At 64.2% G+C, this 24,034-nt stretch carries 21 protein-coding genes; 13 read left to right on the top strand and 8 right to left on the bottom strand.

What is annotated here, in order from left to right:
* Positions 1-12 precede the first annotated feature (12 nt).
* Complete coding sequence (locus AC0L3X_RS05590; protein ID WP_354141847.1) at positions 13-2,106, top strand: methyl-accepting chemotaxis protein; 2,094 nt, start codon at positions 13-15, stop codon at positions 2,104-2,106.
* A gap of 73 nt (positions 2,107-2,179) precedes the next feature.
* Here AC0L3X_RS05590 and AC0L3X_RS05585 read toward each other — a convergent pair whose 3' ends face one another.
* Genes AC0L3X_RS05585 through AC0L3X_RS05565 form a run of 5 tightly spaced genes read right to left on the bottom strand, consistent with a single transcriptional unit; the run spans position 2,180 to position 8,238 of the window.
* Positions 2,180-3,085 (bottom strand): HpcH/HpaI aldolase/citrate lyase family protein, encoded by a 906-nt coding sequence (locus AC0L3X_RS05585; protein WP_135213780.1) that lies wholly within the window; start codon positions 3,083-3,085, stop codon positions 2,180-2,182.
* Complete coding sequence (locus AC0L3X_RS05580) at positions 3,082-4,344, bottom strand: CaiB/BaiF CoA transferase family protein (protein ID WP_028156065.1); 1,263 nt, start codon at positions 4,342-4,344, stop codon at positions 3,082-3,084. Before AC0L3X_RS05580 ends, AC0L3X_RS05585 begins: the two co-directional genes overlap by 4 nt.
* On the bottom strand, positions 4,328-5,431 hold the full coding sequence (locus AC0L3X_RS05575) for an ABC transporter ATP-binding protein (protein ID WP_135213779.1): 1,104 nt from the start codon (positions 5,429-5,431) through the stop codon (positions 4,328-4,330). The genes AC0L3X_RS05580 and AC0L3X_RS05575 overlap by 17 nt, the downstream gene beginning before the upstream one ends.
* Positions 5,424-7,163 (bottom strand): ABC transporter permease, encoded by a 1,740-nt coding sequence (locus AC0L3X_RS05570; RefSeq protein ID WP_283016641.1) that lies wholly within the window; start codon positions 7,161-7,163, stop codon positions 5,424-5,426. The genes AC0L3X_RS05575 and AC0L3X_RS05570 overlap by 8 nt, the downstream gene beginning before the upstream one ends.
* The gene (locus AC0L3X_RS05565; protein WP_283016640.1) at positions 7,153-8,238 is read right to left on the bottom strand and encodes an ABC transporter substrate-binding protein; all 1,086 of its coding nucleotides are present in this window, start codon (positions 8,236-8,238) and stop codon (positions 7,153-7,155) included. Before AC0L3X_RS05565 ends, AC0L3X_RS05570 begins: the two co-directional genes overlap by 11 nt.
* A gap of 135 nt (positions 8,239-8,373) precedes the next feature.
* Between AC0L3X_RS05565 and AC0L3X_RS05560 the strand changes: the two genes are divergently transcribed.
* A complete protein-coding gene (locus tag AC0L3X_RS05560; protein WP_354131580.1) occupies positions 8,374-9,048 on the top strand; it encodes a GntR family transcriptional regulator in 675 nt (224 codons plus the stop codon).
* 63 nt (positions 9,049-9,111) lie between these two features.
* Here AC0L3X_RS05560 and AC0L3X_RS05555 read toward each other — a convergent pair whose 3' ends face one another.
* From AC0L3X_RS05555 to AC0L3X_RS05545, 3 genes are all read right to left on the bottom strand, one after another.
* On the bottom strand, positions 9,112-9,909 hold the full coding sequence (locus AC0L3X_RS05555; protein WP_283016638.1) for a substrate-binding domain-containing protein: 798 nt from the start codon (positions 9,907-9,909) through the stop codon (positions 9,112-9,114).
* Between the two features lie 16 nt (positions 9,910-9,925).
* Positions 9,926-10,402, bottom strand: coding sequence for a preQ(1) synthase (queF, locus tag AC0L3X_RS05550; protein WP_041960296.1), 477 nt, complete (start codon positions 10,400-10,402; stop codon positions 9,926-9,928).
* Between the two features lie 110 nt (positions 10,403-10,512).
* Positions 10,513-11,490 (bottom strand): Vgb family protein, encoded by a 978-nt coding sequence (locus AC0L3X_RS05545; protein ID WP_283016637.1) that lies wholly within the window; start codon positions 11,488-11,490, stop codon positions 10,513-10,515.
* A gap of 174 nt (positions 11,491-11,664) precedes the next feature.
* On the opposite strand from AC0L3X_RS05545, the gene eno reads away from it, so the two are divergent.
* From eno to AC0L3X_RS05490, 11 genes are all read left to right on the top strand, one after another.
* Positions 11,665-12,948, top strand: coding sequence for a phosphopyruvate hydratase (eno, locus tag AC0L3X_RS05540; RefSeq protein WP_085404746.1), 1,284 nt, complete (start codon positions 11,665-11,667; stop codon positions 12,946-12,948).
* A gap of 34 nt (positions 12,949-12,982) precedes the next feature.
* Positions 12,983-14,122, top strand: coding sequence for a zinc-binding dehydrogenase (locus AC0L3X_RS05535; RefSeq protein WP_473316297.1), 1,140 nt, complete (start codon positions 12,983-12,985; stop codon positions 14,120-14,122).
* A 110-nt stretch (positions 14,123-14,232) separates the two neighbouring features.
* The gene (locus AC0L3X_RS05530; RefSeq protein WP_473316296.1) at positions 14,233-15,228 is read left to right on the top strand and encodes an MBL fold metallo-hydrolase; all 996 of its coding nucleotides are present in this window, start codon (positions 14,233-14,235) and stop codon (positions 15,226-15,228) included.
* Between the two features lie 190 nt (positions 15,229-15,418).
* Positions 15,419-15,970, top strand: a complete 552-nt coding sequence (locus AC0L3X_RS05525; protein ID WP_071913540.1) for an NADPH-dependent FMN reductase — start codon at positions 15,419-15,421, stop codon at positions 15,968-15,970.
* Between the two features lie 172 nt (positions 15,971-16,142).
* Positions 16,143-16,460 (top strand): FtsB family cell division protein, encoded by a 318-nt coding sequence (locus AC0L3X_RS05520; RefSeq protein WP_028149600.1) that lies wholly within the window; start codon positions 16,143-16,145, stop codon positions 16,458-16,460.
* A 216-nt stretch (positions 16,461-16,676) separates the two neighbouring features.
* The gene (locus AC0L3X_RS05515) at positions 16,677-17,636 is read left to right on the top strand and encodes a helix-turn-helix domain-containing protein (protein ID WP_283016635.1); all 960 of its coding nucleotides are present in this window, start codon (positions 16,677-16,679) and stop codon (positions 17,634-17,636) included.
* 309 nt (positions 17,637-17,945) lie between these two features.
* Positions 17,946-19,463 (top strand): aldehyde dehydrogenase, encoded by a 1,518-nt coding sequence (gene adh, locus AC0L3X_RS05510; protein WP_071913544.1) that lies wholly within the window; start codon positions 17,946-17,948, stop codon positions 19,461-19,463.
* A 253-nt stretch (positions 19,464-19,716) separates the two neighbouring features.
* Positions 19,717-21,021, top strand: coding sequence for a glycerophosphodiester phosphodiesterase family protein (locus AC0L3X_RS05505; protein WP_473316295.1), 1,305 nt, complete (start codon positions 19,717-19,719; stop codon positions 21,019-21,021).
* Positions 21,022-21,275: 254 nt separating this feature from the next.
* Positions 21,276-22,298 (top strand): pyruvate dehydrogenase (acetyl-transferring) E1 component subunit alpha, encoded by a 1,023-nt coding sequence (gene pdhA / locus AC0L3X_RS05500; RefSeq protein ID WP_063983080.1) that lies wholly within the window; start codon positions 21,276-21,278, stop codon positions 22,296-22,298.
* A gap of 29 nt (positions 22,299-22,327) precedes the next feature.
* On the top strand, positions 22,328-23,728 hold the full coding sequence (locus AC0L3X_RS05495; protein ID WP_283016633.1) for a pyruvate dehydrogenase complex E1 component subunit beta: 1,401 nt from the start codon (positions 22,328-22,330) through the stop codon (positions 23,726-23,728).
* A gap of 3 nt (positions 23,729-23,731) precedes the next feature.
* A complete protein-coding gene (locus AC0L3X_RS05490) occupies positions 23,732-24,034 on the top strand; it encodes a DUF5076 domain-containing protein (RefSeq protein ID WP_028149595.1) in 303 nt (100 codons plus the stop codon).

Genomic DNA, 24,034 nt, shown 5'->3' with positions numbered 1-24,034 from the left:
ATGGATCAGTCGATGCAAAAGCAGCGTTCGGTCGCCCGCATCCTCGGGGCGGTGGTTGGATCTCTCGGTCTCGTCCTCGTCGTCATCTGCGCCTATGCGCTGAAGCTCGCGGTCACCCGCTACTCGGACAGCAACCGCATCGTCTCGCTCGCGGTCGCCAGCCGCGACCTGACCAATACGCTCGTGATTTTCCGCCTGGAGCGCGGTGACACGCTGAGCTATCTGGCGTCGGCTGCCCCCGCGCCCGACAGCGTCATGAGCAGTCTCGCCGAGCAGCGAGCCACCGTGCAGAAGAATTACGCGCAGGCCTTGCAGAGCCTCGCCTCTGCTGAAGCGCCCGGTCTTGCCGAAAAGCTCGACAAGCTCCGCGGCATCTGGGCGCAGCTCGAGGAGTTGCGGCCGCGCGCGGTCACTGCCCTGAAGCAGGAGAAGGCGGCGCGTGACGCGAACCTGCAACCGAGCTGGGCCAAGATCAGCGACGCCTATATGGACGCGATCGGCGACGTCACCGCCCATGTCGACAACGCGATGACGCTGATCGATCCCGTGGTCGATCGCCTCTTGATCGCCAAGCAGGCCTCCTGGCAGGCCCGCGCCAACGCAGGTCAGACCATTCTCGTCCAGTTCTCCTCGATCCTCGCCAACAAGACCTGGACCGCCGCCGATGGCGTAACCTTCGCCGATCTGCGCGGTCGCATCCAGCAGTCCTGGGTGGTCGTGCGCGATCTCAGCCCGAATGTGGCCTCGCCCGAGCTGTTGCAGGCGATCCGTAACGCCGAGCCGGAAATCTCCGGCGCGCTCAGCGACGAACGCAATGCCATTGCGACCAAGCTGCTCGCCGGCGAGCCCGCCGGCGTCGCAGGCATCGACTACCGCGATCGTCAGCTTGTCGGCGCCAACAACGTCGTGATCGTCACACAAACCGCGCTCGCCAACATGATCTCGCGGGCCGAAGACGGTGCCTCGCGCGCCCGCTTCAGCCTGATCCTGTTCGGCCTGCTGGTGCCGGCCTCGCTGGCGCTGACGATCGGCGGGCTGATGCTGATGCGCAACCGCGTTACCCAGCCGCTGACCGCGATCACCGGTGTCATGACCCGTTTCGCGGCGCATGATTTCGCCGGTGAGGTGCCGGGTCTCGGCCGCAACGACGAGATCGGCCGCATGGTCGCGGCGCTCCAGGTGTTCAAGGAGGCCATGATCAACGCCGAGCGCCTGTCCGGCGACCGGGCCGCCGAGCGCGCCGACAAGGAGAAGCGTGCGTCCGAATTGTCCGGCCTCGTGCGGCAATTCGAGAGCCGCATCGGCCAGATGGTACAGACGCTGTCGAGCGCCTCGGGCGAGCTGGAGACGACCGCGCGCTCGATGTCGGGCACGGCAGCCGAGGCCCAGACCCAGGCCGGCTCGGCCTCGACGCTCGCCGACCAGGTCGGCGGCGGCGTGCAGACCGTGGCGGCTGCGGCGGAGGAGCTCAACGCCTCGATCCGCGAGATCAACCGTCAGGTCGAGCAGGCGACGCGCGCCACCGAGCAGGCGGTTGTCACCGTCAAGGAAACCGACAGCACCATGCGCGCGCTTGCCGACGGCGCCGATCGCATCGGCGAGGTCATCGGCCTCATCACCTCGATCGCCGGCCAGACCAACCTGCTGGCGCTGAACGCGACGATCGAGGCAGCCCGAGCCGGCGAGTCCGGTAGAGGTTTTGCGGTGGTGGCGAGCGAGGTGAAGAACCTGGCCTCCCAGACGGCGAAGGCGACCGAAGAGATCAGCGCCCAGATCACGGAGATCCAGGGGGCGACGCAGAAGGCGGTCTCGGCGATCGACGGCATCGTCAAGACCATCGAGGAGGTCTCGAGCATCAACCGCGTCATCGCCGCCGCCATCGAGGAGCAGAACAAGGCCACCGCCGAGATCGCAAACACCGTGCAGCACACGGCGGAAGCGACCTCGACCGTCACCCGCAACATCGCAACCGTGTCGTCAGCGGCGAACGAGACCGGCCGCGCCGCTTCCGGCGTGTTGAAGGCCGCCGCCAACCTGTCGAGCCAGTCGACCTCGCTGACGTCGGAGGTCGACGGCTTCATCAGCAAGGTGAGGGCGGTGGCGTAAGGGCTGCCGCGCGCTCTATCGAATGTCCTTGGCCCCCAGAGACGGCGCTTCGCGCCGCGCTGGGGTGGCACAATCAACGAGGGCGATGCGCGCGGGCGGCGATTGCTTGCGCGCGTTCGAGCAGCGCTTCGGCGCGCTGCACGATCGGAATATCAATCATCTTGCCGTCGATGGCGAAGGATGCGCGGCCCTCGGCAGCCGCCTGCTTGTTGAGCGCAACGACGCGCTCGGCGTCCGCTACCTCCTTGGCGGAGGGGCTGAAACCCTCGTTCAGGATCGGCACCAGCGACGGATGGATACAGGCAGAGCCCACGAAGCCAAAGTCCGCAGAGCGCCTGACGATCCTTGTGTATCCTTCCAGATCGGAGAAATCGGCGACTGAGCCGATGGTGCCGAGCGGCATGATGCCGGCGGCGCGGGCTGCCTGCACGACCTGTTGCTTCGGCATCAACAGGGTTTCTTCCGTCGGCTTGGCGCCGATGGCGGTGGCATAATCTTCCGCACCCAGTGAAATGCCGGCCAGCCGCGGGATCGATCGCGCGATCTCGTGAGCCCTAGAGAGAGGACCGGGCGCCTCGATCAGGCCGACAAACCAGATATTGCCGATGGGCAATCCGCGCTCGATCTCCAGTCTGGTCACCATCTCGTCGAGCAGGCGCAGATGCTCGGCGCCTTCGACCTTGGTGATCTTGATCGCGTCCACGCCGGCGATGACAGCCGCTTCCAGATCGGGCACCGCCAATTCGAGCGGCTGGTTGATCCGCACCATGACATCCGAACTTCCGGTGTCGCGAAAGCGCTTCACGATGCCCGGGATCAGCTTTCGAGCGTTGGCCTTTTCAGCCAGCGGCACGCTGTCCTCGAGATCGATGATCAGCGCGTCCGCGCCGCGCTCGACGGCCTTGACCACGAACCGCTCGACGTTCGCGGGTACGAACAGCGCAGAGCGCCAGACCGGGAATTTTCGTTCAACTGTCATGTGCTGGTTTCCTTCACAACGCCCGAGGCGAGGGCGGCATCGATGTCGTCAGGGCTGAGGCCGGCTTCGGCCAGGATGGTGCGGCTGTGCTGACCGAGGCGTGGCGCAGGCGTCCGGATGCTTCCGGGCGTCTCGGACAGGCGAACCGGGACGGCGTGCATCGGGAACGTTCCCATGTCCTCGTCGGGATAGTCGGCCAGCAGTCCCCGGGCCTGCACGTGGCGATCGTTCATCAAGCGGACGGTGTCGTTGACCGGACCGATCGTGACCTCGGCCGCCTCGAAGAAGGCGACGTTGTCGTCGACCGTTCGTGTCGCGATGAAATCGCCGATGATCTTGTCGAGTTCGGCGACATGGACGAGCCTCTGCTCGTTGGTCTTGAACTTTGGATCCTCGCAGAGCTCCGGGCGGCCGATCGAACGCAGCACCCGCATCGCCATGCCTTGCGTGGATGCCGACAGGCAAACCCAGCCGCCATCGAGCGTGCGGTAGACATTGCGCGGTACCGAGCCGCTCGAGCGGCTCCCGCTGCGCGGTTTGACCACGCCGGTCAAACGGTAATTTGCCGCCTGAGGCCCGAGCGAGTTGACGATCGGGTCGAGCAGCGGCAGGTCGATCACCTGTCCCTTTCCGCCGTTGATCTCGACCTCCCGAAGGGCCGCCATCGCGGCGAACGCTCCGGTGAGACCGGACAGGGCATCGGCCAGATACATAGGCGGCAATACCGGCTCTCGATCGGGGAAGCCGTTCATCTCGGCGAAGCCCGAAAAGCCTTCCACCAATGTCCCGAAGCCGGGCCGGCGATGATAGGGGCCGGTCTGCCCCCATCCCGATATGCGAACGATCACAAGCTTGGGCTCCAGCCGCAGCAGTTCCTCCGGCGAGAGCCCCATCTGCTCGAGCGTGCCGGGACGGAAACTCTCGACCAGCATCGCGGCGCCGGGAATCATCTTGCGGATCAGCGGCACCGCTTCGTCGTGACGGAATTCCAGGCAGATGCTGCGCTTGTTGCGCGAATGGATCTTCCAGTTGGTTTCGACACCCTTGGTGCGCCAGCCGCGCAGCGTATCGCCTTCGCGCGGCTCGACCTTGATAACGTCGGCGCCGAAGTCGGCGAGATGCTGGGTGAGCAGATTGCCTGCGACCAGCCTCGAGAGGTCGATGACGCGGAGCCCTGTCAGCGGGCCGCGGACACCGGGGGTGTAGTCGGCCTGATGCAGTCCGCTTTCGGGAGAGGTGGCGTCAGTGGGATTTGCCATGGTTCCGTTCTGTAAACAGGATGCCGCCGGTGACAGGCAGCCACAGGCGCAACTGGCGGTCAGTCATTGCCTCCTGGGTTTCGATGCGGATCTGATTTCCGCCGACGCTCAATCCGATTTGCCATCGGCCGCCAACATAGGAATGGCTGACCACGTCGGCTTCAACGATCGAACCTCCGATCGCCTGATCGTTGGCCGCCGCCAGGCGCATCTGCTCGGGGCGATAGGCAAACGTGACCTTGTCGCCCAGGGATGGACGTTTGTCGGACTTGATCAGAACGCGCTGACCATCGGCGAGACTGACCAGTGTCTGTCCATCGCCGTCGGGCGCCCCGACCACGTCGCCGTTGAGGAAATTGGTCGTTCCGATGAAGTCGGCGACGAAACTGTCTGCCGGCCGCGTGTAGATCTCTTGGGGCGAGCCGATCTGGCTGATGCGGCCGCCATTCATGACCACGATGCGGTCGGACAGAGCCAGCGCTTCGACCTGGTCGTGTGTCACGTAGATCGTCGTCAGGCCGAGGCGCGTGCGCAGTTCGGCAAGCCAGGTCCGGGCGCGATCGCGCAGCTTTGCGTCGAGATTCGACAGGGGCTCGTCGAGCAGGAGGATTTCGGGCTGGTAGACCAACGTTCGCGCGAGCGCGACACGCTGCTGCTGGCCGCCCGAGAGCTGATGCGGATAGCGGTCCTGAAAGCGCTCCATTTCGACGAGAGCGAGACTCTCCTCGACGCGGCGCTTGCAGTCGGCGGTCGATACCTTGCGCAGCTTGAGCGGAAACACGACGTTGTCATAGACCGTCATGTGTGGCCACAAAGCGTAGCTCTGGAACACGAGCCCGCAATGGCGCGCTTCCGGCGGCAGGAAGATTCCCTTTTCTCTGTCGAAATAGGTCTTGTTGCCGACGCGGATGCGTCCGCTCGTCGGCTGATCCAGTCCGGCAATGGCGCCGAGCGTTGTTGACTTGCCGCACCCTGACGGCCCCAGCAGCGTGACGAACTCGCCATCGGCAACGTGGATGTTGACGTCGTCGATCGCTTTGACCGGTCCGTACCGCTTGTGCAGGTTCTCGATCAGCAACTCAGCCATAAAGCTTCACTCCGAGAAAAGCGCGCGCCGCCGTGACACAGACGCCGATCACCAGGATCTGGATGGTCGCCAGCGCGGACACCAGACCGACCTCGCCCTGCGTCCATGCCTGGAGCAGCGTGGTCCCGATCACTTCGCTGCCGGGAGCGAACAGGAAGATCGCGGTCGTGTATTCCTTGAAGAACGTGATGAAGAGGATGATGAAGCAGGCTACCAGCGCCGGGCGCAGCAAGGGCAAAACGATGCGCCGGCTCGTCGTCCACCAGTCCGCGCCCTGCGTACGGGCGGCGCGATCGAAATCCGGGCTCATCTGCAACAACATCGGAGCAACCGCACCGAGCCCCACAGGAATGAAGTGCATCGTGAAGGCGGCAACCAGAATCCAGATCGTGTTTCGGAGGCCGCCCAAGCCAGGCACGAGCGCAAACGCGTAGAAGAAACCGATGCCGGCGACGACGCCGGGCACTGCACGGGGAAACAGCGCGGCGTAGTGCAGCGCGCCACGCCAGCGGAAGTCGGACCGCAGCACGATGATGGCGATCAGGGCGACCATCGCAGTGGCGACGACGCCACCGACCGAACTGACGATCAGCGAGTTCCAGATCGAACGCGGGTAGACCGGGTATTCGAGCATGTTGGCGAAGTTGCCGAGCGTCAGCACCTCGCTGATCGGCACCATCGGCGACAGCAGGCTCGTGAAGGCGCGCAGCAGCAGCGCGCCGATCGGCATCACGACAGTTGCGGTGATGTAGATCGCCGAGACGATGCAAAGCGGCCAGCGCAGGTTGTTCAGGCGGAAAGGGCGCGGTCGCGTGGCCTTGCCGCCGAGCGTGACGAAGCGCCTTGTGTTACCGAGCAGGCGTCCTTGTAGCCACACCAACACGCAGACGACGGCAAGCATCAGCACGGCAGCTGTTGCCACCAGCCCGTGATCGGGGCGGGCCGACGCCACGCCGTTGTTGTAGAGGAACGTGGTCAGCACAGTGATGCCGGCGGGATCCCCGAACACCAGCGGAATTGCGAGGAGCTCCAGTCCCACAGTGAAGTTCAGCACGGCACTATAGGCGATCGCCGGCATGAGGAGCGGCAGCGTGATCCGCCACAAGGTCCTCAAGGTGCCGGCGCCGGTCACGCGCGCGGCTTCCTCCAAAGTCGGATCGGTGATCGAGGCCGACGACATGCAGTAGATGTAGGCGACCGGTGCTTGCGAGACGCCCGCGATCATCGCCATGCCCGGCAGCGAGTAGAGATTCCAGGGCGCGCCGTCGAAGATCGACTGAACCAGAAGCGTGAGGTAGCCGGCCGGTCCGTAGATCGTGTACCAGCCGAACGACAGTACCAGCGCCGAGAGATAGATCGGCCACAGGAAGAGCTCGCCAAACAACCGCGCAAACGGCATGTCGGTGCGGCCGAACAGCACCGCCGCCAGCGTGCCCAGCGTCTGCGAAATCACGGTGGTGAGGGTGGCGAACACGAACGTGTTCCAGATGACGAGCGCGAAGCCGTCGGTGCGAAGCAGGCGCCCGAAATTGCCCAGCGTCAGTTGCTGGCCGGAATCGTAGAGCGCACGATCCAGGAAAGATTGATAGAGAACGGGCAGGAGAGGCGCTGCGATCAGGACAACAGTCAGCAACGCCATGCCATACTGGATGACCGTGTCGCGGCCGGGCAGCGGCTTCGGCAAGGCGTCCGCGGCCGACGACCCCAGCGCGCTGCTTGCGTCAAGCGACATTGAAGGTCTTTTTCCAGCGCGCGAGGAAGCTGTCGTAGTCCCGCACCGCGTCCCGATCGTAGCCGATGTAGCAGATGTTCTGCTCGCCGACGGCTTCCACGATCGACGAGTAGGTGTGGCGGATTCCGTCGCCCGGCTTCACACCGGGGCGTGCCGGCGTCAGGCCGCCCCGTCCGAATGCGCGCTGACCGTCCTCCGAGACGACGTAGTCGAGCATCAGTTTTGCTGCGTTGACGTTCTTCGATCCCTTCGGAATCGCGATGCCACGCAGCACGACCGGCTGACCGTCTCCGATGAAGCTCCAGCCGAGGATCTTTGCCCGCGCCGGATCGTTCAGGCGCGGCCAGAAGGTGATGGCCGAAACGAAGAAGCCCATGGTGTATTCGCCGGAGGTGACCTTCTCGGTCATTGGGCCGCCGGAACGCTCGAATCGGGGCGAAAGCTTTGCAAGTTGGGCGAACCAGTCCCAGGCCTTTTCGCCGTGCTTCTTCACGAACGCGTAGCTGATGCCGTAGCCGAAAGTTGTTTGATGCACGCCGTAGCTGGTGATGCGGTTGCGCCAGGTCTTCTCGTTTGCGACTGCAAGCTCGACGAACTCGGCAAGTGTCTTGGGACGCTTGCCGTCGGCCACCAGCGTGTTGTTCCAGATTAGCGCCATGGGGTCGGACGAGACGGTGTAGACGCCGGGAAACGGCTTTGACCAATCCGGCCAAGCCTTCGCTTCAGGCGATACGTAGTCTAGGACTTCACCGCGCTCCTGGAAATCGATCCATCCGCCCGGATCGGCCGTCGCGATGAGGTCGCAGGTGCGGCTGTTGGTGCTCCGCTCGGCCAGATATCGCTCGAAGCTCTCGCGGGAGGCGGGGAGATCCAGGGTCTCGACCTTGATCTTCGGGTAGAGCTTGTTGAAGCCCTCGATCACGGGACGCCAGTTTTCCGGCGACATAATCGAGTAAATGAGGAGGCTGCCCTCGTTATGAGCGTCGTCGATGACCTTCTGATAAGTCTCGGGATACCCGTTCGGCGCCGCCTGGGCCGTGCCCCGGAGCCCCATCGTGGCGCCGAGAACCGACATCACCATTAAGCTTCTACGATCGATGCCCGACATCTACTGTTCCTCCGGCCGCCGCGATTTGTTATGCACATTTATTGGCGCCAATTTGTGCGCAATAGTATTGGCAAGTCAAGCGCTCCAAAAAGGGAAGCAGCCATGAAAGTACGGAAGGAGCAGAAGAGGCTGTTGGCGGCGGAACTCGGTGCCGCCATCCTGCAAGGCGACTACCGGCCAGGCGAATGGTTGCGCCAGATCGACCTGGAAGAAGCCTTCGCTGCCAAACGGTTTGACGTCCGGAGTGCGCTGACCCAGCTTGCCGCAAGCGGGATGGTGACGCATGTCGAAAATCGCGGATACCGGGTCGCGCAACCCGACTTGAACGTCGTCCGCGAGATATTGGCGATCCGCACGCTGCTCGAAGTTGAAGCGGCAAGGCAGGCGCTACCGAATATCGGCCCCGACGAACTCAAGAAGATCAAGCAGGCTCAGCAAATCTTCGAAGATGCTGTGGCGCGCGGTAGCAAGGCGGATCAGGCAAATACCAACGCAGCCTTTCACGATGAGATCTATCGCCATGCAACGAACCAATCGCTCGCCAGCCTCATCGTGGAAATCAGAAATCGCGCCAGACCAGGGCCGATTGCCTTGTGGCCCTCGAACGCCGAGCTGCAGAGAAGCGCTGCACACCATGTCGAGATCGTCGATGCGATCGAGTCTCGCGATCTCGCCGCGCTCGTTGCAGCAGTGCGACGACACATCGTCGAATCCGGCGCCAACTATCCGGCGCGCGATCTCGGTCCGGTCAAGAAGACCTCGGCAGCCTCCGATTGACCAGGAGTGGCGAAGCCAATCTGTTGAGGGCGTGTCAGGAGCAGCGCACGGAGTAGGCCTGCCTCAATTCGCGCCCCCAGCCGGGATCGGCTCCATCCCGCTTGCGATGATCGCTTCGCGCGCGGCGGGGGAGGCGAGGAATTTTATGAGGGCATGGCCGGCCTCGGGCTCCTTCGAACCGGCCGCGATCCCGGCCGAGAAGATCGTGATCTTCTGCAATTCGTTCGGCAGCGGTCCCACGATATCGATGCCCTTCACGGGCTTCAGCTCGCTGATCTGCTGGAAGCCGAGCTCGGCCTCGCCGTGCGCGACGATCTCGCCGACCGGCGTTGCCGGAATCTTTCGTGCCTTGTCCTTCATGACATCGGCGATGCCGAGCTTGTCGAACATCTCGGTCGAGACATAGACGCCGCTGGCGCTATCGGAATAGGCGATCGTCTTGGCCGCCAGCAGCGCGCGCTTGACGGCCTCCACCGAGCTGATGTCCGGCTTCGACGCACCCGATTTCACGGCAACGCCGATCGGCGATCTGGTGAGGTCGACCTGGCTGCCGGCCACGACCTTGCCCTTGCCGGCGAGGTCGGTGAGGGCATAGCCCACCATGATTAGGACATCCGCGGGTTCGCCGCGCTCCAGCCGGACCGGGATCGCATTGGTGGTCGTCCCCATCGACGGCCCATATTCCGTCAGCACTTTGTTGCCGGTGGCCTTCTCGAATTCCGGCACGAGCGCCTTGTAGGCAGCCGTCAATCCGCCCGAGATCATCACATGGACCTCGGCAGCTTCGGCCGCGCCGGTCAGCCACAGGACGGTTAGAACGCCGAAGGCAATGTTGCGGAATGTTGCTGATATCGATGTCATCGTCATTCGTCTCCAACTAACCTCGTCCGCGATACGGCGCGACGCCTTGCTCCGGCACCCACAATCCCTTCGGCACGCGGCCGGTCTGCCAGAACACGTCGATCGGGATGCCGCCGCGCGGATACCAGTAGCCGCCGATGCGCAAGAACTTCGGCTTGATCTCGCTCGCGATGCGCTTGCCGATCATGACGGTGCAATCCTCGTGGAATGCGCCGTGATTGCGGAAGCTCGCGATATAGAGCTTGAGCGACTTCGACTCCAGCAGCCACGGGCCGGGGGCGTAATCGATCATCAGATGCGCGAAATCCGGTTGTCCCGTGACCGGGCAGAGCGAGGTGAATTCCGGCACGGTGAAGCGCACCAGATAGTCCGTGCCCTTTTGCGGATTGGGCACGCGGTCGAGCTGGGCTTCTTCCGGTGTGTGCGGCCATTCGACCGCGCGGCCGAGCTGGAGGGATTTCTTCGCCATCGTCGTCACATCCTGTTCGAGCATGATCCGGAAAAGTGGGCAGGTTTTCCGAAAGATCATGCTCAACTAAAAAACCGGAGCGCGATAAGATCACGCTCCAGAGGATGCCGGGATGGACGCAAATGTCGCCGTCGTCAACCGGCCGCGATCGTCTGGATCATGACGATCCGGTCGTTGCCGGACTCGCAGCCCCACAGCTCGCCCGGGCGGCCGTCGAGCTGGCGCACATTGGCATTGGCCTTGTCGCTGGCGAAAACGTTGAACCGCTCTGTCGCGGGATCGAAGCGGACGATGGCATTGGCGGAGAAATCGGTCAGCCAGACCTTGTCCTTGTCGTCGACATAGACGGCATAGGTGCGAGGGCGATCGCCCGGCAGCTTCCAGGTTTTCCAGGAGCCGTTGGCGGGATCGTGCACCGAGACGTGACCGCTGTTCCACTCGCTGACCCAGATCCGGCTTTGCGAATCTGACCAGACCCGCCGCGACCCCTGGCTCGGCGTCGGCGGCTCGACAATGGCAGCATTGCCGGTCGCAAGATCAATCTTCGCGATATGGCTGCCGGCCAGCGAGGCGTACCAGACCTCACCCCTGGGTGTCACCGCGATGCCGTAGGGGCCAACACCCCTGGGCGCCCTGAACACGTCCATCTCGCCCGATCCCGGCTTGAGCCGGCCGTAATAGCCGGACTGGCCGGTGAACCAGTAGGTGCCGTCCTTGTCGAACACGCCGGTGTTGAGATTGGCGTAGGCGAATTTCTCGGGCAGGCGGAACAGCGTGACCTTGAGATCGCCGGGATCGACCCGGGCGATCGCGTTCTGGCCGCCCTCGGTGATCCAGGGGGCACCGTCGGGGCCGATCGTCACGCCGTGCGGCGCGGCGCCCTGGCCGAGGCTGACTGTCTTGAAACTGCCATCCCGGGGGTCGAGCCTGCCCAGCATGCCCTTGCCCTGCGCCGTGAACCAGACTGTGCCGTCGCGAGCGGGGGCGAGGTCGTGCAGGCCGATGCCGGCGCTGATGGGGAAATATTTTGTCCGGAACAGGCCTTCCTGCGCAAAACTTGGGCGAACAGCGAGGAGGGCAGCGCTCGAGGCAAGAAACTGGCGGCGGTTCATGGCGTTACCCCGACTGTTTCAGATTGAGGTTGGACGCGCTGAGCAGGCGACTTCAAGGATAGTCCGAGCCCGCTCACGCGTCAGCCGAAGCACGCCGTCCAAGCGTTCACATTTGCTTGCGGCCCGTGTAAGACCCCCGGCACCGATCAGCCCTAACGAACGGAAGTGCACATCATGACCGCCATCATCGACATCATTGGCCGCGAAATTCTCGACAGCCGTGGCAATCCCACCGTCGAGGTCGACGTCGTGCTGGAAGATGGTGCGCTCGGCCGTGCCGCGGTGCCGTCCGGCGCCTCCACCGGCGCCCATGAGGCGGTTGAACTGCGCGATGGCGACAAGGCCCGCTATCTCGGCAAGGGCGTCACCAAGGCCGTCGGCGCCGTCAATGGCGAGATCTTCGAGGCCCTGAGCGGCCTCGATGCCGAGCAGCAAGCCCAGATCGACCAGATCATGATCGACCTCGACGGTACGCCGAACAAGAGCCGGCTGGGCGCCAATGCCATCCTCGGCGTCTCGCTTGCCTGCGCCAAGGCTGCCGCAAACTCGCTCGACATGCCGCTCTATCGTTACGTCGGCGGCACCTCGGCGCGTCTGTTGCCGGTGCCGATGATGAACATCATCAATGGCGGCGTGCATGCCGACAATCCGATCGACTTCCAGGAGTTCATGATCCTCCCCGTCGGCGCGTCGTCCTTCGCCGAGGGCCTGCGCTACGGCGCGGAAGTGTTCCACACCCTGAAGTCCGAGCTTAAGAAAGCCGGCCACAACACCAATGTCGGCGACGAGGGCGGTTTCGCCCCGAACCTGCCGTCGGCGGACGCCGCGCTCGAATTCGTCATGAACGCGATCGGCAAGGCCGGCTACAAGGCCGGAACCGACATCGTGATCGGCCTCGACTGCGCCTCGACCGAGTTCTTCAAGGACGGCAAATACGTCTATGAAGGCGAGGGCAAGACCCGCTCGATCTCCGAGCAGGCCAAGTACCTCGCAGACCTGGTGTCGCGCTATCCGATCGTGACCATCGAGGACGGCATGTCGGAAGACGACATGGACGGCTGGAAGGAGCTCACCGACCTCATCGGCAAGAAGTGCCAGCTCGTCGGCGACGATCTCTTCGTCACCAACGTCAAGCGCCTGGCCGAAGGCATCAAGGCCGGCCGCGCCAATTCGATCCTGATCAAGGTCAACCAGATCGGTACGCTGACCGAGACGCTCGCTGCCGTCGAGATGGCGCACAAGGCCGGCTATACCTCGGTGATGTCGCACCGCTCCGGCGAGACCGAGGATTCGACCATCGCCGACCTCGCGGTCGCCACCAATTGCGGGCAGATCAAGACCGGCTCCCTTGCGCGTTCGGACCGCACCGCCAAATACAATCAGCTCCTGCGCATTGAGCAACAGCTCGGCAAGCAGGCGCTCTACGGCGGCAAGGCGGCATTGAAGGCGCTGGCATAAGCCGGCGCTCCAGCTAGGACAAGGGAGGATCGACATGAGTGACGGCAAGACCGGACTGCAACTGCGTTCGCTGATCAAGAAGAGCGGTGAACTGGAAATCTCGCTCGTCGACGTGCCGACCCCCGAGCCCGCCGCGGACGAGGTCGTCGTCCGCGTCGAGGCGGCGCCGATCAACCCGTCCGACCTCGGCCTTCTCGTCGGCGCGGCCGATATGAGCACGGCGAAGGCGTCCGGCACCAAGGACGCTCCCGTCATCACCGCGAAGGTGCCGGAGGGCGCGATGCGGGCGATGGCCGGCCGGCTCGACGAAGCCATGCCGGTTGGTAACGAAGGCGCGGGCGTCGTCATCAAGACCGGCTCGTCCGATGCCGCGAAAGCATTGATGGGCAAGACCGTCGCGATGATCGGCGGAGCGATGTACGCGCAGTACCGCACGCTGAAAGTGCGCGAGTGCCTGCCGCTGCCGGCGGGCACCACGCCGGCCGAAGGCGCCTCCTGCTTCGTCAATCCGCTCACGGCGCTCGGCATGACCGAGACCATGCGGCGCGAGGGGCACAAGGCGCTGGTGCACACTGCGGCCGCCTCCAATCTCGGCCAGATGCTGAACAAGATCTGCATCAAGGACGGCATTCCGCTGGTCAACATCGTGCGCAGCAAGGAGCAGGCCGACATCCTGCACAAGATCAGCGCCAAATACGTCGTCGATTCCACCGCACCGAGCTTCCTCGGCGATCTCACCAATGCGCTGGTCGAGACCGGCGCCACCATCGCCTTCGATGCCATCGGCGGCGGCAAGCTGGCCGGCGACATCCTCAACTGCATGGAAGCCGCGATCAACAAGACCGCCAAGGAATACAGCCGCTACGGCTCCAACGTGCACAAGCAGGTCTACGTCTACGGCGCGCTCGATATCCGCCCGATCGAGCTGCCGCGCGGCTTCGGCATGGCCTGGGGCGTCGGCGGCTGGCTGCTGTTTCCGTTCCTGATGAAGATCGGGCAGGCGGACGGAGCCAGGCTGCGCCAGCGCGTCGTCGACGAATTGAAGACGACCTTCGCCAGCCACTACACCAAGGTGGTGTCGCTTCAGGAGGCGCTCGATCCCGCCAACATCGCGGTCTACGCCAAACGGGCCACCGGCGAAAAATTCCTCATCAACCCAAATAAATCTTCGTGATGTGCCACGGCACACCATCCAAAGAAGGACTTGCCTTCTGAGCGAAGCGCGGGAACATTTGCGCCGCAATTGAAAGCGGGGCAACCGCAAGCAAAGAAGGGGACACTTCCATGACTGATCTGAATCGCCGCGACCTGCTCGCGGGCGCTGCCGCTATGGGCGCGGCGGCCGTAACCGAACTTGGACCGACCACCGCCAGTGCCTCGGTGCCGCAAAGCGGGGCACAGGCGCCCGGCTTCTATCGCTACAAGGTCGGCAGCTACGAGTGCACCTCGATCAACGACGGCGCGCGCACCTTCCCGATGCCCGACAAGTTCGTGGTCAACCTGCCGAAGGAGGAAGCGCTGGCCGCGGGTGAGGCGGCGTACATGCCGAAGGGCATGGTCACGGTGCCGTTCAATCCGCAGCTCATCAACACCGGCTCGAAGCTGGTCCTGATCGACACCGGCAACGGTGTTGCCAATCTCGAGCCGAGCAAGGGCGCGGTCGGCCGTACGCTGCAGAACCTCGCCGCTGCTTTCGTCGACCCGAAGAACATCGACGTCGTGCTGCTGTCGCATCTCCATCCTGATCACACCAACGGCATTCGTCTCGCCGACGGCGCGCTCGCGTTCCCGAATGCGGAGATCATGGTGCCGGCGAAGGATTGGGAGTTCTGGGCGAGCGACGAGAACGCGGCCAAGGCTCCGAACGACATGACGAAGAACTACTTCGCCAACGTGAAGAAGACCTTTGCCGGCCTCGAATCCAAGGTCACGAAATACGAGTGGGGCAAGGAGGTCGCCCCGGGCATCACCTCGATCGCGACGCCCGGCCACACGCCGGGTCACACCTCGTTCGCGGTGGCCTCTGGCGACAAGAAGGTGCTGATCCAATCTGACGTCACCAACATTCCGGAGTTCTTCCTGCGCAATCCGGATTGGCACGTGGCGTTCGACAACGACGGCGCGATGGCGCAGGCGACGCGCCACAAATTCTACGACATGGCGGCAGCCGAGAAGGCGACCGTGATCGGCTTCCACTTCACTTTCCCCTCGGTGGGGCATGTCGAGAAGGACGGCGCGAAATACCGCCTGATCCCGTCGGCCTGGAATCCGACGATCTGAACCGAGCCAGGGGTTTGCGAGAAACGTCAGGCCGCCTTCGGGCGGCCTGATTGTTTTTGGATCGTAGCGACCATCTGCTTTCGAGAAACTCAGCGTTTCCAAACAGGACCGGTTCATGCACTTGCATCCATCGACCGGGATCGCTTAAGTGCCGCCCCGGAACTTCCGCTCAAGCCCCCAAGGACAATCCATGGCCTACAACATCGTCGTGATCGCCGGCAGCCTGCGCAAGGACAGCTTCTCGCTGAAGGTCGCCAACGCGCTCGCAAAGCTCGCGCCGGCCTCGCTCAAGCTCGAGGTCATCACGCTGGCAGGCATCTCGTTCTTCAACCAGGACCTCGAGGGCGCGCCGCCCGCGGACTGGCTGTCCTTCCGCGAGAAGCTGCAGAAGTCGGACGGCGTGATCTTCGTCACCCCCGAATACAACCGCGCCATCCCGGGCGTACTCAAGAACGCCATCGACGTCGCTTCGCGCCCCTATGGCAAGAGCTCGTTCAACGGCAAGCCGGTCGGCATCATCTCGAACTCGCCGGGCCCGCTCGGCGGCGTCAGCGCCGCCAAGACGCTGCAGAACATCCTGCCGGGCATTGCCGGCCCGATCCTGCAGCAGCCCGAGACCTATCTGAACGCGGTCGGCGATGCCTTCGATGCGGAGGGGAACCTGACCAAGGAATCTCTGAAGCCCGTACTCCAGGCCTATATCGACGCGTTTGCCGCGCACGTGGCCAAGCACCACGGCTGAGGTCTTTCTTCGTCATGGCCGGGCTTGTCCCGGCCATCAACGTCTTGGCTCGTGGTGACGAAGAAAGTGGATGCCCGGCACAAGGCCGGGCATGACAGCTGGGGGCATGGATTGGAACGCGAAGGGGGAGGCGATTAGCACTCCCTTAACCAACCTGCCGCATCTTCCCAAGATGGTCTCCCGCGCGCGCCTGAAATCGATCCTGACCGGCCTTGCCCTCTATGCGATGGCGGCCGCTATCGTCGGCTATTTCGGCGTCAACGCCTACACCGGCAAATACGGTCTCAACGCCCGCCAGGAGCTCGACCAGGAGATCATCGCGCTGACGAGTGAGCTGGCCCAGCTCAAGCGCGAGCGCGCGAAGAGCGAGCAGCGCGTGTCGCTGCTGCGGACGTCGCGGATCGACCCTGACATGCTGGACGAGCGGGCGCGCTATCAGCTCGACTATGTCAATCCGCACGATCTCGTTCGGATGATCCCGGCGAAGTAGCGCTTTTCGCTGCATTCGAAACCGGCATCGAAAGCCGCTGCCGAAATCCCGCAACCGTGTAGCAATTCTACCGAAAGTCTTAGGCTTGGAACCGGGCTGCCGCCTTGACGGCAACGCAGCAACGGCCCCATGGCTTCTGCCGCCGTCTGCCTGAGTTGACGCAGATCAACCGGGCCATGCCGGCGCAGCCTAGACTGCCACCCGGAGGAAACAGTGATGAATGGGCCAATGTCCCGGCATCACGCGGCCCGCGTCGAGGCCGCCATTGCGTCAGGCCAGGCCGCGCGCTCCGCGCTGGTGGCCTCATGGCGCCGTTCGTCCCGATTGCATCATCTCGATCCCGCCGGTCGCAGCGCGCCGATGCGGCTGAGTGATGTCGAGTTGCGGCAGGCGCGCGAGCGTGTCGCGCCGCTGCTCGCCGCCGCGCAAGGCGCGATGGACCGGCTCTATCAGGCGGTCGGCGCGAGCGGCTGCTGCGTGCTGCTCGCCGACGGCGCGGGCGTGCCGGTCGACCGCCGCGGCACAGCGGTGGACGATGCGACGTTCCAATCCTGGGGCCTGTGGACCGGCGCGCTCTGGAGCGAGGATCATGAAGGCACCAACGGCATCGGCACCTGCGTCGTCGAGCAGCGCCCGCTGACGATCGACCGCGACCAGCATTTCTTCACCCGCAACACGCTTCTGAGCTGCACCGCCGTTCCGATCTACGACCACGAGGCGGCGTTTGCGGGCGTGCTCGACGTCTCCTCCTGCCGCGCCGACCGGACCGATGCGTTTTCCAATCTGATCGCGCTCGCGGCAGGTGAGGCGGCGAGGCGCATCGAGGCTGATCTGTTTCGCCGCGCCTTCGCCCATGCCCGCATCGTGCTGACGCAAGGCGCCGACGGCCAGGCCGGCGGCCTCGTCGCGGTCGATGCGGATGATCTCGTGATCGGCGCGACCCGGTCCGCGCGGGTGGGACTCGGGATTGCGCCCGGCCGTCCCTTGCAGCCGGTGCCCGCGGCTGACCTCCTCGGCGGCGAACCCGCGCATGACCATCTTGCCGGCGGCCAGCGCGCGGTGTTGCAGCGGGCGCTGCTGCGCGCGGACGGCAATGTTTCTGCCGCCGCCAAAGCCCTCGGCGTCAGCCGCGCCACGCTGCACAGGAAGCTGAAGCGGTTCGAGCTGAAGCACTGAGCTGCGGCTCTGTTTTTCTTCCGCGCCCACCAACTCAACCCTCATGGTGAGGAGGCCGCGAAGCGGCCGTCTCGAACCCATGCAGACCTGGCTGTGCCCGCGGCCATCCTTCGAGACGCGCGCAAGAGCGCGCTCCTCAGGATGAGGGCTGAGTGTGTGGGGGAGCTGCGTCACCTGTCGCAGAACTGCGACAGGTTACCCCAGCCATCGCTCCCGCCCGGGCTGACAGGAAAACGCTCCCGCGACATCGTCGGCGCAAGTCGTGAACACGCGACGAATTGCGCAAACAGCAAACATCGGGAGTGATCAATGAACAAGGTGGAATTCCTCGGCGTCACCCAGGTTCCCTTCGCCGAACGCTATGACAATTTCATCGGCGGCAAATTCGTCGCGCCAATCTCCGGCAAGTACTTTGACAACGCCTCGCCGGTGAACGGCCAGATCGTCTGCAAGATCGCGCGTTCCGATGCGCAGGACGTCGAGGCCGCGCTTGATGCGGCGCACGCCGCCAAGGGCGCCTGGGGACGCACCAGCGTCGCCGAGCGCGCCGCGATCCTGAACCGTATCGCCGACCGGATGGAAGAGAATCTGGAGCGCCTTGCGATTGCCGAGACCTGGGACAACGGTAAGCCGATCCGCGAGACCCGCGCCGCCGACCTGCCACTCGCGATCGATCATTTCCGCTATTTTGCCGGCGTGGTGCGCGCACAGGAAGGCTCAATCGGCGAGATCGACCACGACACCATCGCCTATCATTTCCACGAACCGCTCGGCGTGGTCGGCCAGATCATCCCCTGGAACTTCCCGCTGCTGATGGCCTGCTGGAAGCTCGCGCCGGCGCTTGCCGCCGGCAATTGCGTCGTGCTCAAGCCGGCCGAGCAGACGCCGGCCTCGATCATGGTCTGGGCCGAGATCATCGGCGATCTCCTGCCGCCCGGCGTCCTCAACATCGTCAATGGCTTTGGCCTCGAAGCCGGCAAGCCGCTCGCGTCCAGCCCGCGGATCGCGAAAATCGCCTTCACCGGCGAGACCACGACCGGCCGGCTCATCATGCAATATGCCAGCCAGAACCTGATCCCGGTCACGCTCGAGCTCGGCGGCAAGTCGCCGAACATCTTCTTCAACGACGTCACCGCCGAGGACGACGACTTCTTCGACAAGGCGATCGAAGGTTTTGTGATGTTTGCGCTGAACCAGGGCGAGGTCTGCACCTGTCCGAGCCGGGCGATTGTCCACGCCGACATCTACGACCGCTTCATGGAGCGGGCGCTGAAGCGCGTCGCCGCGATCAAGCAGGGCGACCCGCGTGCGGCCGACACCATGATCGGCGCGCAGGCATCTAGCGAGCAGCTCGCCAAGATCCTCTCCTATATCGACATCGGCAAGCAGGAGGGCGCCAAGGTGCTGGCCGGCGGCGGTCGTGCCGAGCTCGGCGGCGATCTTTCCGGCGGCTTCTACGTCCAGCCGACGGTGTTCGAGGGCCACAACAAGATGCGAATCTTCCAGGAGGAGATTTTTGGTCCCGTCGTCTCGGTCACGACCTTCAAGACCGATGACGAAGCGCTCGCGATCGCCAACGACACGCTCTATGGCCTGGGAGCCGGCGTCTGGAGTCGCGATGCCAACCGCTGCTACCGCTTCGGCCGGGCCATCCAGGCCGGACGGGTCTGGACCAACTGCTACCATGCGTATCCTGCGCATGCCGCGTTCGGCGGCTACAAGCAGTCGGGCGTCGGTCGCGAGACCCACAAGATGATGCTCGATCACTACCAGCAGACCAAGAATCTCCTGGTCAGCTACAGCCCGAAGAAGCTTGGCTTCTTCTGATCGGGCAAGATCTGATTGGGCAATATCTGATGGGGCAGGAGAGGGCGGTGCAACCTTGCGCCGTCCTCTCCGCCGTCATCCGTCTGTCAGAGTCTTGAGACAAGACGACAGCGCCGACCGTATTCGGTTCGGCGCCCGCGGCATTCGAAGCGATGCCGGGCAAAGACGGAGGCTTGGTGATGCGGAACAGTCGTTCAGGACGGACAATGGGTGTCGCAGCGATGCTGTTCGGCGCGGCGTGCTGCCGCTGTCGATGGCCTTTGCACAGTCCGGCGCGGCGCCAGCTGGCGCCAAGCCCTTCCTGACCGTCGATGGAAAGGCGCCACTGGTCCTTGGCCATCGCGGCCTGCCGGGCCTGGTACCTGAAGAGACCGAGGCGTCGTACGACCTCGCCGCGGCGCTCGGGACCGATGCGCTCGAAGAGGATTTGCACCTGACCAAGGATTGCGTTCTGGTCGTGCGCCATAACCCCTGGCTGAGCGACAACACCAACATTGCCGAGGTGGCGAAGACCAATGCGGTCGTCGCTGCCCGCAAGCGCACCGTGCCCGGTGTGCGCGTCAAGGCCCCGTCGGCCACCGGCGTGCCTGCCGACTACCTGACGGATCTCAGCGACCAGGCCGATCCCAAGTCGGTGCTGAAGTCGCTGATCGTGGACGGCGAGGATCATACCAACGATTGGTCGATCAGCGACTTCACCATGGCCGAGCTGAAGCAATGGATCGGCGGCACCACCTATGACGCGGCCAACGAGCGGCCGAAAGTCTTCAACGGCAAGCTCCCGATCATCAGCTTCCAGGACGTCATCGACATCGCCAAGGTCAAGAGCAAGGAGACCGGGCGGTCCATCCTCGTCTATCCCGAAACCAAGAACCCGACCTGGAACAATGCCCAGGCGATCGCCAATGGCTGCGGCGCGGCCGGCAGTCGTCCGCTCGAGGATGCCCTGATCAAGATCATCGGGGATAACGGCCTCAATACCAAGGACGCTCCCATCCTGGTCCAGAGCTTCGAACCCGGCAGCCTGAAATATATGCGCAGCCACGGCCTCCAGACGCGGCAGGTCCAACTCGTCGACGGCAACGGAATCGACTTCAAAACCGGCAAGGTTCTCCTCAACAACATCACGAATTCGCGCCCGTTCGACTGGACGGTTGCGGGCGATGCGCGCTTGTACGATGCGATGCTGACGCCCGAGGGGCTTGCCGAGATCAAGACCTACGCCGACGGCATCGGTCCGTGGAAGGCCTATATCGTTCCGCTCAAGATCGCGCCGTGGAAGGACAGCAACGCCGATGGCACGCCCTACAAGGGATCGACGCCGGAGGCCTCGACGCAGGACGCGACCAGCCTTGTCGCGGACGCGCACAAGCTCGGTCTTTTCGTCCATGTCTTCACGTTTCGGAACGAGAAGAAGTATCTTGCCGCCGACTATCGCGGCGACCCGAGCCTTGAATATCTCAAATTCTACCGGCTCGGCGTCGATGGGGTCTTCAGCGACTTCACGCATACCGGCGTTGCCGCCCGTGCGGCGTATTTGCGCGAGTTGGGCTGGTAAGGCTGGCACGGCGAATCGGACGCGCGTGGGATTTCGGATACAAAACGGCGCGTCCGATTTCTCTGCGTTGGCTGCCCACGTTCCCTTCGCTGACCGGTGAGCTAAAGTTGCCCGATCGGCGGCAAAGGTTTTGCAAAGTTTCGGCCACGTTGCAGTGCGGCATAATGAAAGTCGCGCCATGCCGCCGCGGTCCTTTCCAAGGGCGTTTGACTTGGGTTAGAGAGGGCTGAAGTTTTCTCTGACCCGGAATTCCCATGGCCGCACCCAAGAAAGCCGCCGCAAGCACTCCACAGGACAAGACCGACGGCGGTTCGCCCCCGGAATTCACCAGAGAGCAGGAGCTCAAAGCGCTCCGCGACATGCTCCTGATCCGGCGGTTCGAGGAAAAGGCCGGCCAGCTCTACGGCATGGGCGCGATCGGCGGCTTCTGCCACCTCTATATCGGCCAGGAAGCCGTGGTGGTCGGCATGCAGATGGCCCTGAAGCAGGGCGATCAGGTCATCACCGGCTATCGCGATCACGGTCATATGCTTGCCACCGGCATGGAGGCCAACGGCGTCATGGCCGAGCTCACCGGCCGGCGCGGTGGCTATTCCAAGGGCAAGGGCGGCTCCATGCACATGTTCAGCAAGGAGAAGCACTTCTACGGCGGCCACGGCATCGTCGGCGCCCAGGTCTCGCTCGGCACGGGTCTGGCCTTCGCCAACCACTATCGTGGTAACGACAATGTCAGCGTCACCTATTTCGGCGACGGCGCGGCCAACCAGGGCCAGGTCTATGAGAGCTTCAACATGGCGGAGCTCTGGAAGCTGCCGGTGATCTACGTCATCGAGAACAACCGCTACGCCATGGGCACCTCGGTGTCGCGCGCTTCGGCGCAGCAGGATTTCTCCAAGCGCGGTGCGTCCTTCAACATCCCCGGGATGCAGGTCGACGGCATGGACGTCCGCGCCGTGAAGGCCGCGGGCGAGGAGGCGGCGGCCTGGTGCCGCGCCGGCAAGGGCCCCTTCATCCTGGAGATGCAGACCTACCGCTATCGCGGCCACTCGATGTCCGACCCCGCCAAATACAGAACGCGCGAAGAGGTCGAAAAAGTCCGCCACGACCAGGACCCGATCGAGCAGGTGCGCAACCGCCTGCTCGCAGCCAAGGTGAGCGAGGCCGATCTCAAGGCGATCGACGCCGAGGTCCGCGACATCGTCAATGCGTCCGCCGACTTCGCCCAGCATGATCCCGAGCCGGATGCCGCCGAGCTCTGGACCGACATTTATCGCTGAACGCGCGCAAGCTTTCTTTTGGAGTCGATATGCCAATTCAAGTGCTGATGCCCGCGTTGTCACCCACGATGGAGAAGGGCAACCTTGCCAAGTGGCTGAAGAAAGAGGGCGAGACGATCAAGTCTGGCGACGTCATCGCCGAGATCGAGACCGACAAGGCGACCATGGAGGTCGAGGCGACCGATGAAGGTACGCTCGGCAAGATCCTGATCCCCGAGGGCACCGCCGACGTTGCCGTCAACACGCCGATCGCGACCATCCTCGCCGATGGCGAGACGGCCGCCGATCTCGCCAAGGCGCCGGCCGCGCCCGTGCCGAGCGTCGCGCAGGAAGTCGCCGAATCCCGCTCGCCGGTCGGCGAAGGCAAGCCGATGATCTCGGCGCCGAAGGCTGCGGCTGCCCCTCAGGCCGTTGCCGAACCCGATCCCGAAGTGCCCGCCGGCACCGCGATGGTGACGCAGACCATCCGCGAAGCGTTGCGCGACGCCATGGCCGAAGAAATGCGCCGCGACGCCGACGTCTTCGTGATGGGCGAGGAAGTCGCTGAATATCAGGGCGCCTACAAAGTGACCCAGGGCCTGTTGCAGGAATTCGGCGCCAAGCGCGTCATCGACACGCCGATCACCGAGCACGGCTTTGCCGGCATCGGCGTCGGCGCTGCCATGACCGGGCTGAAGCCGATCGTCGAGTTCATGACCTTCAACTTCGCCATGCAGGCGATCGACCAGATCATCAACTCGGCGGCCAAGACGCTCTACATGTCCGGCGGCCAGATGGGCTGCTCGATCGTGTTCCGCGGCCCGAACGGCGCCGCCGCGCGCGTCGCCGCCCAGCACAGCCAGGACTACTCGTCCTGGTATTCCAACGTCCCGGGTCTCAAGGTGGTCGCGCCGTTCTCCGCAGCGGACTACAAGGGCCTGCTCAAGGCTGCGATCCGCGATCCCAATCCGGTGATCTTCCTCGAGAACGAGGTGCTCTACGGCCATACCGGCGAAGTGCCGAAGCTCGATGACTTCGTGATCCCGATCGGCAAGGCGCGCATCGTGCGCTCGGGCAGCCACGTCACCATCATCTCCTGGTCGAACGGCATGACCTATGCGCTGAAAGCCGCCGACGAACTCGCCAAGGACGGTATCGAGGCCGAGGTGATCGACCTGCGCACGCTGCGGCCGATGGACACCGAGACCATCGTCAACTCGGTCAAGAAGACCGGCCGTGCAGTCACGGTGGAAGAGGGCTGGGCGCAGAGCGGCGTCGGCGCCGAGATCGCCGCGCGCATCATGGAGAACGCCTTCGACTATCTCGATGCGCCGGTCGCGCGCGTCTCCGGCAAGGACGTGCCGATGCCCTATGCCGCGAACCTGGAGAAGCTCGCGCTGCCGTCGGCAGCCGAAGTGGTCGAGGCCGCCAAAGCCGTCTGCTACAGGTAGATCATGGCGGGCCCGAAGGAGCAGCCATTGCCACCCGACGTCCTCGCCCGCGACGATGCGGTCGAGATCCTGCGCGTATTCGTGCTGGACGGCGGGCTGTCGATGGCGTTCCAGCGCGCCTTCGAGGAGCCCGACATGTGGGGCCTCCTTCTCGTCGATCTCGCCCGTCACGCGGCGCGCGCCTATGCGCGCGAGAGCGAATACACCGAGGAGGATGCGCTGAGCCGGATCCTCGAGATGTTCCAGGCGGAGATTGAACGGCCGACCGATACGGGCACGACGACACCGCGCGGGAAGGGGCACTGA

Source organism: Bradyrhizobium sp. MI1.7 (genome assembly GCF_055811795.1).
This window is presented reverse-complemented; position numbering and strand designations above follow the sequence as displayed.

Coding starts and splice junctions, on each gene's coding strand:
- AC0L3X_RS05490 (WP_028149595.1), top strand. CDS start 23,732: ATGGCGGGCCCGAAGGAGCAGCCATTGCCACCCGACGTCCTCGCCCGC.
- AC0L3X_RS05530 (WP_473316296.1), top strand. CDS start 14,233: ATGACTGATCTGAATCGCCGCGACCTGCTCGCGGGCGCTGCCGCTATG.
- pdhA (WP_063983080.1), top strand. CDS start 21,276: ATGGCCGCACCCAAGAAAGCCGCCGCAAGCACTCCACAGGACAAGACC.
- AC0L3X_RS05575 (WP_135213779.1), bottom strand. CDS start 5,431: ATGGCTGAGTTGCTGATCGAGAACCTGCACAAGCGGTACGGACCGGTC.
- AC0L3X_RS05560 (WP_354131580.1), top strand. CDS start 8,374: ATGAAAGTACGGAAGGAGCAGAAGAGGCTGTTGGCGGCGGAACTCGGT.
- AC0L3X_RS05520 (WP_028149600.1), top strand. CDS start 16,143: ATGGTCTCCCGCGCGCGCCTGAAATCGATCCTGACCGGCCTTGCCCTC.
- AC0L3X_RS05570 (WP_283016641.1), bottom strand. CDS start 7,163: ATGTCGCTTGACGCAAGCAGCGCGCTGGGGTCGTCGGCCGCGGACGCC.
- AC0L3X_RS05590 (WP_354141847.1), top strand. CDS start 13: ATGCAAAAGCAGCGTTCGGTCGCCCGCATCCTCGGGGCGGTGGTTGGA.
- AC0L3X_RS05495 (WP_283016633.1), top strand. CDS start 22,328: ATGCCAATTCAAGTGCTGATGCCCGCGTTGTCACCCACGATGGAGAAG.
- AC0L3X_RS05585 (WP_135213780.1), bottom strand. CDS start 3,085: ATGACAGTTGAACGAAAATTCCCGGTCTGGCGCTCTGCGCTGTTCGTA.
- AC0L3X_RS05565 (WP_283016640.1), bottom strand. CDS start 8,238: ATGTCGGTTCTCGGCGCCACGATGGGGCTCCGGGGCACGGCCCAGGCG.
- AC0L3X_RS05515 (WP_283016635.1), top strand. CDS start 16,677: ATGAATGGGCCAATGTCCCGGCATCACGCGGCCCGCGTCGAGGCCGCC.
- AC0L3X_RS05580 (WP_028156065.1), bottom strand. CDS start 4,344: ATGGCAAATCCCACTGACGCCACCTCTCCCGAAAGCGGACTGCATCAG.
- AC0L3X_RS05555 (WP_283016638.1), bottom strand. CDS start 9,909: ATGACATCGATATCAGCAACATTCCGCAACATTGCCTTCGGCGTTCTA.
- eno (WP_085404746.1), top strand. CDS start 11,665: ATGACCGCCATCATCGACATCATTGGCCGCGAAATTCTCGACAGCCGT.
- AC0L3X_RS05525 (WP_071913540.1), top strand. CDS start 15,419: ATGGCCTACAACATCGTCGTGATCGCCGGCAGCCTGCGCAAGGACAGC.
- adh (WP_071913544.1), top strand. CDS start 17,946: ATGAACAAGGTGGAATTCCTCGGCGTCACCCAGGTTCCCTTCGCCGAA.
- queF (WP_041960296.1), bottom strand. CDS start 10,402: ATGCTCGAACAGGATGTGACGACGATGGCGAAGAAATCCCTCCAGCTC.
- AC0L3X_RS05505 (WP_473316295.1), top strand. CDS start 19,717: ATGGCCTTTGCACAGTCCGGCGCGGCGCCAGCTGGCGCCAAGCCCTTC.
- AC0L3X_RS05545 (WP_283016637.1), bottom strand. CDS start 11,490: ATGAACCGCCGCCAGTTTCTTGCCTCGAGCGCTGCCCTCCTCGCTGTT.
- AC0L3X_RS05535 (WP_473316297.1), top strand. CDS start 12,983: ATGAGTGACGGCAAGACCGGACTGCAACTGCGTTCGCTGATCAAGAAG.